Here is a 16295-nt window from a genome sequence, read left to right as displayed (position 1 = left end):
GCCCTGTCGATGAATGGTGCCCGGCTTTCGATTCATGGAATAGAAGCGAATGCCCTTAGCCTTCGCGGCGATGAACCGCTTCTGCGCCTCCCTGATCGTCTCCGCTTTCCTCAATGGTGCCTGTCAGTACGACACGCCTGCGAGCTATTCCCTGCCCGTGACACCAGGATCGTCGGGCGCGACCGAGTCCGTCTCGAATGCGCGCCCGACGGTCCGCTTCCCCGCGCGAGTGGCGGTGGCGAGGATCGAGAGTTCCTACAGTGGCTTCCGCATGATCCCGGAGACGGATGTGGAGCAGTCCGACCACGCTGCTGCCGCCTCCGCGCTCCCCGGCGTGGCGGGCCTGGTCAGCCTGAATCGCGTGGCCCTTCTTAGCGAGGTGAAGTCCTACCGCGATCTCGATATCGAGGCGCGAAAGGTCGGCGCGGATCTCGTGGCAATCTATCGCTTTGAGACCAGCGAGAGCTCCAGCGATGCTTTCCTGCCGCTGAGCATTGCGACGCTGGGTCTGGCCCCGACGAATGGCTACACGGTCAATGCAACGGCAACCCTCATGGTCCGCGACGCCCGCACCGGCTACCTTTACGGAGTGATGGAAGAGAGCGCCACGAACAAGGGCCTCACCGCCGGAATGGACCTGCACAATGCCAAGGAGCGCTCCAAGCGGAACGCCAAGAAGAAGGCCCTCGACAAGCTCACGGAGAAGCTCCCCGGCTTCTGGAACGGGGTCCTCGTCAAAGGGCGCTGAGACTTGTCGCCGAGGGGGCACTGGATCGGCGGAGCGGGGAGCGCTGGCTTCAGCCGGCTTGGAAGGTCATGCGAACGACGTGCAAAAGCCGCACCTCACCGGAGTGCCTCCTGGGAGCGCGTGCCTCCGGCTCGCTTGGATGGGCGAGCGAAGCACGGGTTGAGCGTGCTTTCCCGGTTGCGTGTCCATGGAGGCGGCTCTCTCTGTAAGTTCGCCTACCTGCCAAGCGTGCCAGTGGCACGCGCTCCCAGGGGGCACAGGATCGGCGGAGCCGGCTCCGCCGATTAGATTGCCAGCCTTGTCACTCGCCCGCGTCGGGATACGACCCGAGCAACTTGACCATGGAGCAGTGCTTCTCCAGTTCCTCAATTCCACCCTTCACCACCGGGTCTTGGCAGTGGCCGGAAAGATCGACGTAGAAGATGTATTCCCAGTCCTTCCGCTTGGAGGGGCGGGACTCGATCTTCGACATGTTGATGTGGAATTGGTCGAAGGCCTGGAGCGCGCGGACCAGCGAGCCCGGGCGGTCATGGATGGCGAAGAGCAGCGACGTCCGGTCGTTGCCGGTGGGCGGGCAGGTCTTCTCGCCGATCACCAGGAAACGCGTGGTATTCGTCGCGCGGTCCTGGATCGACTCCTCGATCACCGTCAGCCCGTACATCTCCGCGGCGGCGGGGCTGCCGATGGCGGCGGCACCGTCGGCGGCGTTTTCCTTGGCAAGCTGGGCGGCGCGCGTGGTGGAGGAGACCTCGACGAGATCCGCCTTCGGGAAATGCTTCAGGATCCAGCCGCGGCACTGGGCCAGTGCCTGCGGGTGCGAGTAAAGCGTCCTGATCTGCTCGCGGGGAACGTCCGCCATTAGGCAATTCTCGATGCGCAGCAGAATCTGCGCGCAGATCTGGAGAGGCGAATCGACGAATAGATCCAGCGTGTGCGAGACCGCGCCTTCGGTGGAATTCTCGATTGGGACGACGCCGTAATCGGCGCGGCGGCGGGCGACCTGGTCGAAGACCTCGAAGAAATTCGGCAGCGGCGTGTAGTCCACCGAGTGGCCAAATTTCTTGATGGCGGCCTGATGGGTCCACGAGCCCTCGGGGCCGAGATAGGCGATCTTCAGGTCGTCCTCCAGCGCGAGCGCCGCGGACATGATCTCGCGATAGATCGCGCGGATCGACTTCTCCGGCAGGCGGCCCTTGTTCCGCTCGATCAGGCGGCGCAAAAGCGCTTCCTCGCGCTCCGGGGCGTAGATCTGGAGGCCGTCCCGTTTCTTCACCTCGCCCACCTGGTGGACCAGGTCGGCACGGTCGGAGAGGAGATCGAGGAGCTGGCCATCGATCTGGTCGATGTTCTTGCGGATGTCGTCGAGGTTCACGCTTTTTCGTCGGGAGAGGCGGAGGCAGGGGATGCGCCGGTGGCGCTGAGGGCAAGCTGTTCTTCCGCGGCGGCACCTTCCGAGGGTGCCTCGGGGAGCTTCACGCGGCGGAGTTCTTGGGCATTCGGCAGGTCATCAATGCTGCGGATGCCGAAGTGCTCGTAGAAGGACTCCGTGGTCTCGTAGAGCAGCGGGCGACCGGGCAGCTCGGCGCGGCCGCCGATGCGGACCAGCTCGCGGTCGAGCAGCTTTTGCAGCATGCCATCGCAGGCGACGCCGCGGACGGCCTCGATCGCCGCCTTCGTGATCGGCTGGCGGTAGGCGATGATCGCGAGCGTCTCCATGGCCGGGCCGCTGAGGCGCTCCGGCTTCCGGCCGGGGAAAAGCTGGCGGACGAATTCGCCGTAGGTGGGGCGGGTGAAAATCTTCCAGCCCTTGGCCCGCTCCATCAGCAGGAAGGCGCGACCGCTGGCCTCGTAGATGTGGTTCAGCGCGGCAATGGCGGCGATGACTTGGTCCGACGAGACGGTGGCGAGGCCGACCAGCCAGTCCGGCAGCTCTTCCGGGGTCTCGCCGTCCTCCACCTTGCGGGCGCGGGCGTCCTCGGCCTCCGCCACGCGGGCGCGGATCAGCCGGGCGATCTCCTCCGCCGGCATCGGCTCGTCCGAGGCGGTCAGCAAGGCTTCGACTATCGAGGAAAGTTCCATGGCGGGCGGCGGAGCTTAGGCAAGCTCGGGGGCATTTCAAGCGTGCCGGCGACCGTGTGTCACCCGGGGATTTTTCCGGCCCGGCTTTCCGCTTGCGGGGCAGGGGGGCGGCTGGTTCGCTTGCCGCGCCCCATGGCCGCCCCGCAGAATACCATCGCTCTGGTTTTTGACTATGACCAGACGCTCAGCCCCCGCTACATGCAGGATGATGTGCTGTTCCCGGAATTCGGCATCGATCCCGCGCAGTTCTGGAAAAAGTGCAACAAGCTGGTGACAGAGCAGCAGTGGGACGGGGAACTCGCTTACCTGAAGTGCATTCTGGATTATCTCCAGATGGATCAGGTGACAAATGCCCGGCTGGTCGAGCTGGGTGCGGGCCTGACCTTTTTCCCGGGCGTCTTCGAAATGTTCGACACCCTGCCGAAGGCCTGCCTCGGTCCGCATCACGAGGCGGTGGGGGTGAAAATCGAATTTTACATCATTTCCTCCGGCCTGAAGGCGCTCCTCGATGGCAGCCGCCTGAATACCAAGGTGAAGGCGATCTTCGGCTGCGAATTCGGCGAGGATTCCCACGGCATCATCAGCTTCCCGAAGCGGGCGATTTCGCACACCACGAAGACGCAGTTCCTCTTCCGCATCAACAAGGGGATGCTCGACTACTCGCAGGACGTGAACGACCACATGCCTGCGGAACAGCGGCCGATCCCTTTCGATAACATGATCTACGTGGGTGACGGGCCGACCGACGTGCCGTGCTTCACCGTCATGAGCAAGAGCGGCGGGCAGGCGATCGCCGTTTACAATCCCGAGGACCCGACCAGCCGGAGCTTCCGGAAGTGCTTCCAGCTCTCCTCCCACGCCGGGCGGGTGAAGCACATCGCCCCGGCGGACTACCGGCAGGGCAGCCACCTCTGGCTGCTGCTTTCCGAAATGGTGCGCGAAACCGCCGACCGCATCCTGCGTCGCCGGGTGGAGGAGCGGGAAAACGCCACCGTCGCCGCGCCGACCTTTTGAAAACACATGGGACCAGGATGGATAGGATGGATGGAATAAAACCCTGACCCTGTCGGCCCGGAACGCCACCCGAACCCTTATTCTAAAATCCTATCCATCCCATCCATCCTGGTCCTGATCATCGGGGCTTGGCGGAGGGAGTCGCCACTCACATGTCCGAAAAGAAGCATTTCCATTTTACCGGCGTCTGCGGGACCGCGATGGGCGCCGTGGCCGTTGCGATGAAGCGCAAGGGCTTCACCGTCACCGGCTCCGATACGAACGTGTATCCGCCGATGTCCGACTTCCTCCGCAACGAGGGCATCGAGATCACGGAAGGCTACCGTGCCGAGAACCTGCCTGCGGACGCCGACGTGATCGTCATCGGCAATGCCATCAGCCGTGGCAACGAGGAGGCCGAGGCCGCGCTCTCCCGCAAGCTGCTCTACCAGTCCCTGCCGGAGGTGATGAAGGAGCATTTCCTGCGCGGAAAGCGGAACTACGTGGTGAGCGGCACGCACGGCAAGACCACCACGAGCTCCATGCTCGCATGGCTCTTCATCTCGGCAGGCAGGGAGCCGGGCTGGATGATCGGCGGACTGCCGAAGAACCTGGGCCGCGGCGCGAATTTCACCGACTCGGAATTCACCGTGCTGGAGGGCGACGAATACGACACGGCCTTCTTCGACAAGCGCTCGAAGTTCCTCCACTACCTCCCGGAGGTGGCGGTGGTGAACAACATCGAATTCGACCACGCCGACATCTACGCGAATCTCGACGAGATCAAGCTGACCTTCCGCCGCCTGCTGAACGTGGTGCCACGCACCGGCTGCGCGATTATCAATGGCGACGACCCCAATTGCCGTGATGTGGCGGAGAAGGCTCCGTGCCCTGTGAAGACTGTGGGTCTTGGCGAGGGGAATGACGTCCGCATCTCCGATGTGACCTACGATGCGGATCGTAGTTCCTTCACCCTCGGCGGCGAGCGCTACTCTCTGCGGATGACGGGTGAATTCAACGTGCGGAACGCTGCGATGGCCACCTCCGCGGCGCTTTTCGCCGGGCTGACCCCGGATGAAATCCGTGCGGGCCTCGAGAGCTTCGACGGTGTGGCCCGTCGCCAGGAACTCCGTGGCGAGGCCGGTGGCGTGAAGGTCATCGATGACTTCGCGCATCATCCGACTGCCATCAAGCTCGCGGTCGGCAGCCTGCGCCAGCGCTACGGAAACAGCCGCCTGTGGATCCTTTTCGAGCCGCGCTCGAATACGACGCGCCGTGCCGTTTTCCAGAACGAGCTGGCCGAAGCACTTGCGCTTGCCGATGAGGCGGTGGTTTCAGAGATCCCGGATCTTCACAAGATCCCGGAGAACGACCGCCTCGATCCCGACAAGCTCGCCGCGGACATCGCACGGCACGGCGGGAACGGCCGCTACATCCACACGGTGGACGAGATCGTGGAGACCGTCGCGCGCGAGGCGAAGGCCGGCGACGTGGTAGCCGTGCTCAGCAACGGCGGCTTCGGCGGCATCCACAAGAAGCTGCTCGAGCGGCTGGCGTGAACGACGCTGGTCCCGGCCACCGGGATATCGGACTCCATGAATCAAGGCTGGCGGCAAGGTGCCGCCGCCGAGGTCACATGCCAGCGAGGCGGTGGTTCATGGCCACCGATTTCCTCAAGGCGCGCATCACATCAATCATCTGGATGTGGCCCTTGGCGGCGCTCCGGCACTGGTCGTTGATGAAGGCATTCCGGCTCACGTGTCGGCCGATCTCGCTGTAGAGCTGCCGCATCTGGGTGTCGATCAGGCCCTGCTGCGCCTTGAATGAGGAGATGTCGCGATTGGCCTGGCCGATCTGTTGGAAAGCGACCGACGCTTCGGCGCGATGCTTTTGACGCTCTTCCGAAAGCTCAGCGTCGATGGTGTCCACCATGGCGTCTCCATCGGCGATGCTGGCTGCGATCCGGTCGCGGTCGTGCTTGAGCTGGGTGAATTGCGACTTCAGTTCCAGCATGCGGGACTTCGTTTTCTCCGTCGCGCTTGTGACGCCGTCGTGCTGGGTCACTTCCAGCTTCATTTTGAGGCCGTCATAAACCCGGCGGATTTCCCGAGCCTGCTGGATCACCAGGTCGCGGTCCTTCGCGAGAGTTTCGAGCTCGGTCAGCAGGCTTGCACGCTTCTCTTCCAGCTCTAGCTGGGAATCGGACTTGGCGTTGAGCAGGCTGGAGCGCTGGTCATGGGCGTCGGCGAGGAAGGCCTCGCACTCGGCGAGCTTGGTGCCGATTTCGTTCCGCTCCTTGATCAGCTTCCGCAGGTTCCAGTACTCGACGCCAAGCTCCTCAACTTCCTCGACCCGCTCCCACACGGACTGCCCCAGCACCTGCTCCGCCTCGCGCAGCAGGTGCATTTCCGAGGCAGCCTCCGACATGCGCCGCTGGCGGCGGTTCACGCCAAAGGCCTGGGCAATCCGAGCGAAAATGTAGCGGGTCGTCGTCATTCGTTATTTGGCACCGGCGATCTTTTCCTGAAGATTGGCAATCACGGAGAAATCTTCAAGCGTCGTGGTGTTCCCGCTGACCGTTCCCGTGGTTACGAGTTCCTTCAGCAGGCGTCGCATGATCTTGCCGGAGCGGGTTTTCGGCAGAGCTGGTGCAAAATGCAAGTCATCGGGCTTCGCAATCGCCCCGATCACCTTGCCGACATGCTCGCGGAGTTCCTTCTGCAGCGCCGCGGAATCGGCGATACCGGCCTTCAGCGTCACGAACGCCACAACCGCCTGACCCTTCAGATCATCCGGACGTCCAACGACCGCTGCTTCCGCCACGGCAGGATGGCCGACCAGCGCGCTCTCGACTTCGGCGGTGCCAAGGCGGTGGCCGGAGACATTGAGGACATCATCTAGGCGGCCGACGATCCAGAAGTTGCCCTGCTTGTCGCGGCGGGCACCGTCACCGGCGGTGTACATTCCTTGGTAGTCGGACCAGTAGGTCTTCTTGTAGCGGGCCTTGTCGCCGTAGATGGAGCGAGTCATCGACGGCCACGGCTTGCGGATCACGAGTCGACCGCCTTCGTTCGCCTTACATTCTTGGCCGGTCTCGTCGAGGATGGCGGCATCGACTCCGAAGAAGGGCAGGGTGGCCGTGCCGGGCTTCAGCGGGGTGCAGCCGGGCAGGGGAGTGATCATGATGGCACCGGTCTCGGTCTGCCACCAGGTGTCCACGATGGGGCAGCGTCCGCCGCCGATCTTCTCGTGATACCACATCCAGGCCTCCGGATTGATGGGCTCTCCGACGGAACCTAACAGGCGCAGGCTGGAGAGGTCGTGCTTCTTCGGGAAATGGTCGCCTGCCTTGATGAAGGCGCGGATGGCGGTCGGTGCGGTGTAGAAGATCGAGACGCCGTATTCCTCGATCATCTGCCAGAAGCGGCCGAAGTCCGGTTGATTCGGAGCGCCCTCATACATCACCTGCGTCACGCCCATCGCGAGAGGGCCATAGACAATATAGCTGTGGCCGGTGATCCAGCCGACGTCGGCGGTGCACCAGTAGACGTCGTCATCCTGCATGTCGAAGACGTACTTGCAGGTCACGTAGGTGCCGGTGAGGTAGCCGCCGCTGGTGTGGAGGATGCCCTTCGGCTTTCCGGTGGAGCCGGAGGTGTAGAGAATGAAGAGCGGATGCTCGGAGTCGAAGGCCTTCGCCTCGTGCTTCGCGGTGACCTTCTCGGTCTCCTCGTGCCACCAGGTGTCGCGGCCCTTGGTCATGGAGATCTCCTGACCGGTGCGCTTGAAGACGACCACCGACTTGATCGCCTTGTACTTCTTGAGCGCTTCATCGACGTTGTCCTTCAGCGGGACGATCTTGCCGCGGCGCCAGCCACCGTCTGCGGTCACCACATGGGTCGCGCCGGAGTCTTCCAGGCGATCCACGATGGAGTCCGAGGAGAAGCCGCCGAAGACCACGGAGTGCACCGCGCCGATGCGGGCGCAGGCGAGCATGGCGATGGCCGCTTCCGGGATCATGGGCATGTAAACCAGCACGCGATCCTTCGACTTCACGCCCTTGGCCAGCAGGACATTGGCGAAGCGGCAGACCTCGCGGTGGAGCTGCGCGTAGGTGAGCACCTGGCGGTCGCCGGGTTCGCCTTCGAAAATGATGGCCGCCTTGTTGCGGCGCGAGCCCTTCGCGTGTCGGTCCACGCAGTTCTCGCAGACATTGAGCTTCCCGCCGACGAACCACTTCGCATCCGGAGCCTTCCAATCCAGCACCTTCGTCCACTTGTTCCGCCACTCGAGTTCCTTCGCCTCGCGTGCCCAGAAGACCTCCGGCTTGTCCACCGACTCTTGCCACAGCTTCTTGTACTGGGCCATGCTGGAAATGCGTGCTTTCGCCGAGAACTCCTTGGTTGGCTTGAAGACGCGGTCTTCGACGAGATGGCTTTCGATCTTGTTGCTCATGATGCCTTGGGTTGCCGGCGCAAGTCGGGTTGCCGGACTACCCGAAACTAAAAGCCACAATTCGCAGGGGGCGACTCAAAATTTGCGCTTCGGTGGCGCATGCCACGGACTTTCTCGGGGTATTGACGGAAACCGACATTCGTCGAGTTCGAGAAAGCATCGCAAAAGCTATCTGCTTGTGGTGTTCTCTTTTTTGGTTACAGTGTCCCGGTGATCCGCAGCTTCGCCGATAAAGCGACCGAGAAGGTTTTCTGCGGTGACATTCTCACTCGCAAGGAGGCCAATCGACTCGGCGGCTTGAGATTGGAGAAGGCTCAGGAACGTCTAGCAATTCTCAACCGTGCTTCAGAGAAAGACCTGCTCACACTGCGAGCACTTCATTATCACAAGCTTCACGGCTCGGACCGATACTCAATTGATGCTGATGGCCGGAACTCGAAGTGGCGGATCACCTTCGCATGGGCCGATGAAGGACTGACAGACGTGGAATTCGTTGAAATTCAAGACACCCACAAGTGACCCAACCATGAAGATCGACTTGAAGACCAATCCCGCAGCGGGGCTGATCCGGGATGAATTGGAGACCCGGGGAATCACCGCTTCGCGAGCAGCGGGCGACATGCACATCCCGCGAAGCCGTCTCAGCGACATCTTCGCCGGGCGGAAAGGAGTGTCAGCGGATACAGCGCTCCGGTTGGAGCGCTACCTTGGAATCTCCGCCTCGCTTCTTCTGCGCCTCCAGTCGGATTTCGACCTGAGCAAGGCTACGAGAGAGAAGGGGAAGGAAGTGATGCAGACGATCAAGCCATTGGTGGCTTGATCTCCGGGTCATCCGCGCCGCGGAGCGCGCTTCGCCGTCTTCTTTCCAAAGCCCCGCGCGGAGGGTGGGCGGGCTTCGGAGGCTGAACTGCGTCGGGCGGGCTTGGCGGCTGCCCTTGGTGGAGCAGACGCAGGAGCGGCCTTCTTCGCTGCTTTTTTCGCGGTCTTCTTTGCAGCCTTCACCGCGGGGCGGTTGCCGCCGCGGGGCTTCGGATTCTTTTGCAGGAGGGTGATGACCTTCTCGTCGATAGGCAGCCATGCGCCTTCCGGGAGGTCGCCGAGTTCCACCATGCCGATGCGCACGCGGACGAGTTTTTGCACCTGGTAGCCGAGCGCTTGGAACATCATGCGGATCTGGCGCTTCAGGCCGGTCTCCAGCACGATCTTGTAGCGGCGTGAGGAGAGGCGGGTGACTTCCTTGGCCCGCATGCGCACCTTTTCCACATAGACGCCGCTCTTGAAGAGATCGAGGTGCTCGTTGAGCACCGGCTGGTTCGAGGTGACGATGTACTCCTTTTCCACCAGCTTCGACGGATGCATCAGCGTCTGGGAAAGGTCGCCATCATTCGTCAGGATGAGCAGGCCTTCCGAGTCGCGGTCGAGCCGGCCGACGTGGTGCAGGTGCTTCAGGATGGTGGGCAGGATCGTGTAGATCGTGTCCCGGCCCAGCTCGTCCTCGCGCGAGCAGACATAGCCGCGCGGCTTGTAAAACATCACCGTGCTCGTCTCCTTCGTCTGCACGCGCTTGCCGTCCACCCGCACGAAGTCGCCGGGCTCCACATGATGCGCGGGATTCAGGCAGGGCTTGCCATTGATCTCGACCCGGCCGTCCTGGACCATGGCGTCGCAGGCGCGACGTGAGCCGACGCCGCAGGAGGCGAGGAATTTGTTGAGACGGGTGCCTTCGGGCATGGACGTGATGATAGGATGAATAGCGGGGCTAGAAACGCGAAAAGCGCAGCGCCTTGCGGGCACTGCGCATCTGCGGAAAAATGCGGGATTGGCCGGCCTCAGCCTTCGCCCTTGGTCTTTGGCAGACCGATGGGGCTACGGCCGTCTTTCCAGACACCGCGCTCCTTCATGAGCTTGACGCGTTCAAAACGCTTCATCACTGAACGCTTGCCTTCGGCGCCGCCCTTGGCCTTGAGACTGTTGTGCTTCGACATGGGAAAATTCGCGGGTTGCTTGGTCGCGGGGCGCGGAAACTAGGAAGGTCCCGCGCGGATGGCAATGGGAAAATCCAGTAACGCAAAGGATTTATCACGGACGGCTGAGCCGGTAGAAACGCTTCTGGGGTGAGCCCGCGGTGACGGGCACGTCGAGGCGGCGTTTGTTGCCGCTGAGAACGGGTGAACCGGGTGCTGTGCTCCATCCGGTGAGCGTCGTGGAGAGCTGCAGCGAGGAGACGTTGTCGGCTGCGGCCCACTCCAGACGGAGGACCTGATTGCCGGGAGGTCCGACCAGCGTTCCTGTGAGTTTCGGAGGAATCGCGGCGAGGTAGGCGAACTGGCCGGGGTCGCCACCGGCGGCTGCTTCCTCGGCATTCGTATATCCGTCCCCGTCCGGGTCGGCATGGGGATCGTAGGCTTGGAAGGCGGCCTCCCAGGCGTCCGGCAGGCCGTCACCATCGGCATCCGCTGACGCGGGCACGCTCAGGGATGAGGCCGGAGAGATCGTGTAGGTGCCGGAGCGAAGCGGGGTCCGCACTCCGCCGTTTTCCCCGTAGACCTGGATGGTCGTCGTCGAGAAGACCTCGATCTTCCCGGAGTCAGGCACGGTGGCAAAGTCTCCCGACGTGCCCGTGCGATAGCGCAGGGTATGCCCGCTCTGGGTGGCTGCCACGCTGACCGTGACCGCCGGGAGCGGCTGCGGCGCGGGAGGCATTGTGGCCGACGGAGGAGGTTCAGGGAGTGGTGGCAGCGCAGGAAGAGGCGCGTAGGTGCCCGGAGGCGGGTCAAAGACGATGTCCGCTGCCCGGATTCCCGCGCCTCCCTCAAAACTGTAGATCGAGATTCCCGGCGAATATTGGTTTACGAGCGGAAAGTCACCCGTGGACGTACCCGAGAGGGTGACGAGTTGGGAGCCGCCCAAGCCGCTCCCTGAATTCACATACGCCAGCGAATTGATATTCCAAGCAAGGCCGGATGAGACCGTGGCCCCGGTGGTCCACTCGCGGAAATGGGTGAGCGACTTGACGGTCACTCCTTCATTCACGAATGGCTCGGCGGAGAGGAAGAGGATGTTCGACACCATCGCGGCGGGCCTCGCCGGAGGGATGCTGCCGCTGGCAGACTGCGTGTATCCTTGCCCCGATGGCGTGTATCGCCGCCACTCGGGCTGGGCACCACGCAGCCCGCTCGCGATCAGAAAGCCATCGCCGGTCATGGGCAGTATCATGTCCGCAGGCACGTCCTGCAGGGTAGCACGCAGGACAGGTGTGGCGGTTCCGTCGAACTCGTAGACGCGTACGGAACCATCGCCGAAAAGGGCGGCGATCCGCGCCCCGGCGCCATTCTTCACCGGCACCACCAGATCCAGCCCGCCGGTCCCGGCCAGCGTGTGGCTTTGCACGGTGCCAAAGGCGAAGGTGCCTGCAGTGGGCTCATTCAGACGGACGCAGCGCAGGGTCGATTGCCCGGGCGACCAGAAGAGGAAATGGGTCAGCCCAGTGGCATCGAGCGAGCCGGCTGAGTAGCGCGAATTCGATGGGATATTCGCGACCGAGATGGAGCCGGACAGGCCTGAGGCCCCGGCGATCTCAAGATAGAAGGCAGCGGTGGCGCTTCCGTCCGCGTAATACAGGTTCGTCAGGCGGGGTGGCGATCCGGTCTTCGGTCGCACGGCACCGAGACGATCGGTGACGAGCGGGTAGTTCGCCGTCCATGCGCTGGTAGGTGTCGTGTTGGTCAGTTGGGTGAGCGCTTCGTAGGTGCGGCCACGGCCCTTGTAGGTCCGCGGTGCGACACCTTCCCCGATGGTGAGAAGGTCGATGCTGCCGGTTCCGTCGATATCCAGCGCGGCGAGCGATGACGGGCCGGGGGCACCGGGGAAGATTTCCTTTGGCGTGAAGATCTCCGCGGGGTTTGTCAGGCCGAAGAGATGGACGCGGTTTGCCACCGTGGATCCGACAACGATGGCATCGTGAGTGGAAAGGTAGAAGCGTCCCACCGAGAGCGCCTCGGGAGAATCGATGCCCGAGGGCTGAGCCTCGCCCCAGGTGAAGCCTCCTGAGGCGAGCTGGTTGAAGAGACGGATGGTGCCGCTTTCCCGGTCCACGATCACTCCGTCGCGACGACCGTCATTGTTGAAGTCACCGTGCGAGTAGAGGAAGCGGTTTGCCTCCAGAGTCATCGGATCCTGGGCTCGGGCAGCGGGGAGGCAGAGCAAGGCACATCCGGCGAGAGAAAGGTGGTATTTCATCGGCGGGCGGGTGGTCAGGGAGAAATGGTGATGGCTCCGCAGTCGATCACCTGGTCGATCTCATGGTCATCCCCGAAGCGGACGAGGAAGTAGCGGTAGGTGTGTCCAGCGATGACAGGATGGGTATCCGGAATCCAGAAGCTCGCGTCCTGGTCGCTGCCATTGACGTGGTTGTTCAGCGTCACGATGAGAGGGTCGACGATCCCAGCCCGGCCACTCTCGTTCCGCCAGGCGATCTTCGTGATCAGCGGGCTGACCTGGACGAGGTCTCCGGTCTGGAGGGTATTGAGCCCCTGTGCGGAGACGATCTGCCGGTAGAGAACTGCAGGAAGGATCGGGACTGCTTTCGATATGGAGTCGGAGGAAAAGATGGGTATGAGGTAGGCATTCGGGTCCTGGCTACCCTTGTAGCGATTGGATGAGGTATTCGGTATGAGCTGGGGATAGGAACCTACCTGAGAGGCGGCCTGGGGCGCCAAGCGCGCGCTTCCAAATCCATTTGGCGTGAGGGGCATGACACCGATGGGCACAAGCACGGGCGTCACCTGATCATCGAAATTCCGGTTCGGTGTGGCGTAGGCACCGGCGAAGCGTGGATTGCTCGCCCGAAGCTCGGACGCGGTGATATTCATTACATGATCGGCTCCTCTCACCACGATCGGCAAGGGCCTGGCGGGCCATGCAACGGCACCGGAAGCAACGGGAGACTTCCAGGTGAACTTCCGTGGCAGGCTGCGTTTGACGTCGTTCTCCCGGATCCCTTGGGCGATGATTTCCACCTGATACTCGTGATCGAGTTCGATGTTGAAGGTCGCGGTGTGGCTGGAAGTGGCTGCTACGGGAGCGCCAGTGCCGGGCATGGGCGCAGTCAGGTCGGTGGCGAAGATGGCGCCGGCAGGCAGGGAGTTTCCCTGTTGTCCGGGCGGCGCGGGATTGAAGTAGATGGCCTCGGACGGCGGGAGCCGCTTGGCCACCGCGGAGCTGGAGACCACGGTGCCCGTGGTCAGATCCACCAGCCGGATGAGGAAGCGCCGGACGCCATTCGGAGGGCAAAACCAATCCAGCTTCATTTGCGGCCCCGCCGTGGTTCCGAGTGGAACAGGTTCATTCAGGACCGGGACGGGGGCGGGTGCCAGGATGTCGAGACAGGGGTCGAGTTGCTTGAGCGGGCTGGTATTCCCACTCTGGTCCACGAGCTGGGCGTAGTAGCAGACCCGACCACTGACCGGTTGATTCGGAGTATCTGCGATGATGATTTGGGCCGTGGAGATCGCATCGGCGATGCCTTCGCCGATCAGTGACAATTCACCCCCGTCGATCTGGCGATACAGGCGATACTCCTTCGTCCCCAGCGTCAGCGGGAGCGTGATCGAGACACTGGATGAATTCCCCGGTCCGGGAGCGTAGTGGGCCTGGTGATCGACCAAGGGCGGCCAGAGAAGTTCCGGCGGCCATGAAGGAGGCAGGTCATTGGCGGTCGGCGAGGTTCCGGCGTGGTTCTGATAGAGTCTCAGGACGCGCAGGGAGTAGCTTGCCGGAGCCGCAGAGGCCTGGCGATCGGGATCGGGAAAGTCGGCGTAGTTCGTGGTCACCTTGCCGAGCACCCGGCGCGCCGGGAAGCCCGAGCGGGTGATCGTCGCGATGACGGTCCTGCCATTGTGCAGTGAATTCGGCAGGGTCGCCCGCACCTGATAGCCGCTCGGGGTGAAACTGGACACTCCGGGATCGATGAGCATTTTCGACGAGGCAACGGTGGCCGGAAGAAGGCCGGTGGTGGTCGAGGTGCTGCCCTCGAAAACAATCTCGGTCCGATGCGTCGTGGAAGCTGCAACGGCACCGCCCCAGGTGACCTCCCGCCAAGCCAGGTAGCTCAATCTGCTGTCCGCCCCGGCACAGGTCACCGCGAAAACACGGGCGCTGCTGAAGTTTGAAGCGTTGGGGTCCTCCCAGAAATCATCGATGTGAATTTCATTCTCGCCCGGCGCGAAATAGATGCGCGGACCAATACTGAAAGCCAAGGTCCGGGAATCATAAATGATGGTATGAGCATACAGTACCTCGGGATCGGAGCGGCGTACCCGGATGCGCGTGTAGCGACCCTTCCCCGGCGTGAAAGTGCCAGCTTCAAGCGGGACGGAGGCCGAGTATGAGACTTCGCGGATCACTGCCTGCTGGTGGTCGGCAATCCAAGATCCATTCGGAGCGACCGGCCCGATCCGATCCTTGAAGGTCGCGAAGATTGGCGGGCTGGGCGCCGAGTAGACAGGACCCAGCACCGTGTCATGGATGGCGCGGACGCTATACCAATAGGTCTCGGTCTCCCGGTTGGTGGAGATGAGGGTGGTATCGTTGTGAGTGATGCGATCCCCGGTGTGGGGCAGTGTGACCTGCGGATTCAGTGAAACGGCAGGCGACGGCGGTGGCAGGAGAGGATAGGGCTGGAGATGGGAATGCTGGGCCAGGGACGTGCTTCCGGGGCCTCCGCGATAGATGGCGTATCGCTGGGTGGAGACGGCGGGAGCCGCATTTGAGTTCGAGTCGAAGGTGAGACGGAAAGCCGTGGTGGGAGAGACGTTGCTCGCAGCGATCTCCTCGACAGCGAGGCCGGAGGGCACGGGCGGGGGCAGGGTGCGCACGGCGGTCCCCGTGCCCACCGTGGACAAGGCACCCGGCTGCTTCAGCCAGTCGAGTGCCGCGACGTAGTAATTGTAGGAAGTATTCTCCGGATGGGGTGTTCCGATCTTTTGCAGGAATGGCGGACTCGCCGGAGTGGGAACGATCGGGGCTGTCTGGTCCCGGCCATTGTCATCCGCGAAGAAAAACGTGGTCGGATCGGCGATGAAGTTCGAAACGTCCGTGGGGCTGCTGGAGGGATTCCCGGAACTATAGAGCTTCGAAAGCAGGATCGGGGCGATGCTGAGTTGCTTGGATCCGGGCACGGCCAGCACCTGGGCGAGGGTCGGCTGGGTCGGCAACGTGGCATCGGCCGGCACCCGCCAGACACGGAAGCCCACGGTCTGGAGCGCTTGGCGGCGGAGATTGGTCGGCAGCGCCCAGCGCAGCTTCACGGTGAGGTCGCCCTCGGCGGTGAGGTCCGCCACTTGGACTGGCTTGCCTGGCGCGACCAGTGCGGTCGCCTGGCCGGCGGTGAATTCACACCTTCCCACCACACCGGCATCCTCTCCTCCGGGTGTGAGCTGGCGCACCTCCGCGGTGCAGAGGGTTCCGGGGGCCGGGGCGATCGGGCCTCCCCAGGCAAGTCCCAGCGGCATGCGAAAGGCGGGGTGGCTGATCGCCAGTTGGCGCAGCGTGATCGCGTCATTCGTGGATTGGTTGCTGCGGTTCACCAGCGCGGCCATCTTGCCGGGCAGGGTGGGTGGCACCAGTTGCCCGGCGGTCTTCCACTGGTTCGTGAGGTCTTGGGCGATGGCGGAGATGTTTGCCTCCGTGTCGCCCAGCGTCCACGCGCGCTGGAGCATCACTCCCACGGTGGCGGGATCGGTGACCGGCTTGATGTCTCCGATGGGAGTGAAGGTCCCGCCTGCATTGATGCCGGCGTTTTTCAGATAGACGCGGAAGGTCTTCCCGCTGATCGCCGCGGGATCGCTCGGCTGGATCACCAGATACAGCCACGATTTGCCGACGACGGTCTTGCCTGTCGCCGTGGTGGCGAGGTTGTCGGGCAGGACGATCTTTGCGGGTGGTGCGGCCAGGGCAAGGCTGCCGTGGGCGGCCACGAGCGCCAGGAGGATCACTCGGAGGGTCCGGAACATGGAATTAC

The 16295-nt window shown here is 63.2% G+C and carries 13 protein-coding genes; 5 read left to right on the top strand and 8 right to left on the bottom strand.

What is annotated here, in order from left to right:
• The first annotated feature begins 49 nt into the window (after window positions 1–49).
• Entirely contained in the window at window positions 50–748 is a 699-nt protein-coding gene (locus OKA04_RS03370; RefSeq protein ID WP_264499712.1) for a hypothetical protein, read from the top strand.
• 301 nt (window positions 749–1049) lie between these two features.
• Here the strand turns inward: OKA04_RS03370 and pheA are convergent, their stop codons facing one another.
• Together pheA and scpB are read right to left on the bottom strand one after the other, a co-directional pair.
• The gene (pheA, locus tag OKA04_RS03365; RefSeq protein WP_264499711.1) at window positions 1050–2120 is read right to left on the bottom strand and encodes a prephenate dehydratase; all 1071 of its coding nucleotides are present in this window, start codon (window positions 2118–2120) and stop codon (window positions 1050–1052) included.
• Window positions 2117–2827, bottom strand: coding sequence for an SMC-Scp complex subunit ScpB (scpB, locus tag OKA04_RS03360; protein ID WP_264499710.1), 711 nt, complete (start codon window positions 2825–2827; stop codon window positions 2117–2119). Before scpB ends, pheA begins: the two co-directional genes overlap by 4 nt.
• Before the next feature lie 132 nt (window positions 2828–2959).
• Here scpB and OKA04_RS03355 point away from each other — a divergent pair, with 132 nt between their 5' ends.
• Window positions 2960–3841, top strand: coding sequence for a haloacid dehalogenase-like hydrolase (locus tag OKA04_RS03355; RefSeq protein ID WP_264499709.1), 882 nt, complete (start codon window positions 2960–2962; stop codon window positions 3839–3841).
• 152 nt (window positions 3842–3993) lie between these two features.
• On the top strand, window positions 3994–5379 hold the full coding sequence (gene mpl, locus OKA04_RS03350) for a UDP-N-acetylmuramate:L-alanyl-gamma-D-glutamyl-meso-diaminopimelate ligase (protein WP_264499708.1): 1386 nt from the start codon (window positions 3994–3996) through the stop codon (window positions 5377–5379).
• Window positions 5380–5452: 73 nt separating this feature from the next.
• Here the strand turns inward: mpl and OKA04_RS03345 are convergent, their stop codons facing one another.
• Both OKA04_RS03345 and acs read right to left on the bottom strand, forming a co-directional pair.
• Window positions 5453–6316 (bottom strand): hypothetical protein, encoded by an 864-nt coding sequence (locus OKA04_RS03345; RefSeq protein WP_264499707.1) that lies wholly within the window; start codon window positions 6314–6316, stop codon window positions 5453–5455.
• A 3-nt stretch (window positions 6317–6319) separates the two neighbouring features.
• Window positions 6320–8275: an acetate--CoA ligase gene (gene acs / locus OKA04_RS03340; RefSeq protein WP_264499706.1), complete on the bottom strand. Its 1956-nt coding sequence runs from the start codon at window positions 8273–8275 to the stop codon at window positions 6320–6322.
• 210 nt (window positions 8276–8485) lie between these two features.
• On the opposite strand from acs, the gene OKA04_RS03335 reads away from it, so the two are divergent.
• A complete protein-coding gene (locus tag OKA04_RS03335; protein WP_264499705.1) occupies window positions 8486–8794 on the top strand; it encodes a type II toxin-antitoxin system RelE/ParE family toxin in 309 nt (102 codons plus the stop codon).
• 7 nt (window positions 8795–8801) lie between these two features.
• The gene (locus OKA04_RS03330; protein WP_264499704.1) at window positions 8802–9095 is read left to right on the top strand and encodes a HigA family addiction module antitoxin; all 294 of its coding nucleotides are present in this window, start codon (window positions 8802–8804) and stop codon (window positions 9093–9095) included.
• Window positions 9096–9103: 8 nt separating this feature from the next.
• On the opposite strand, the gene OKA04_RS03325 is transcribed toward OKA04_RS03330, so the two are convergent.
• From OKA04_RS03325 to OKA04_RS03310, 4 genes are all read right to left on the bottom strand, one after another.
• The gene (locus OKA04_RS03325; protein ID WP_264499703.1) at window positions 9104–10006 is read right to left on the bottom strand and encodes a pseudouridine synthase; all 903 of its coding nucleotides are present in this window, start codon (window positions 10004–10006) and stop codon (window positions 9104–9106) included.
• Between the two features lie 98 nt (window positions 10007–10104).
• Entirely contained in the window at window positions 10105–10260 is a 156-nt protein-coding gene (locus OKA04_RS03320) for a small basic protein (RefSeq protein ID WP_264499702.1), read from the bottom strand.
• 94 nt (window positions 10261–10354) lie between these two features.
• Window positions 10355–12514: a hypothetical protein gene (locus OKA04_RS03315; protein ID WP_264499701.1), complete on the bottom strand. Its 2160-nt coding sequence runs from the start codon at window positions 12512–12514 to the stop codon at window positions 10355–10357.
• 14 nt (window positions 12515–12528) lie between these two features.
• Window positions 12529–16287, bottom strand: coding sequence for a fibronectin type III domain-containing protein (locus tag OKA04_RS03310; RefSeq protein WP_264499700.1), 3759 nt, complete (start codon window positions 16285–16287; stop codon window positions 12529–12531).
• Window positions 16288–16295: the final 8 nt, after the last annotated feature.

The sequence above is a fragment of the Luteolibacter flavescens genome (genome assembly GCF_025950085.1).
Lineage (GTDB): Bacteria > Verrucomicrobiota > Verrucomicrobiia > Verrucomicrobiales > Akkermansiaceae > Haloferula > Haloferula flavescens.
Note: the sequence above shows the minus strand (reverse complement) of the source record. Positions and strands in the feature narration are given on the sequence as shown.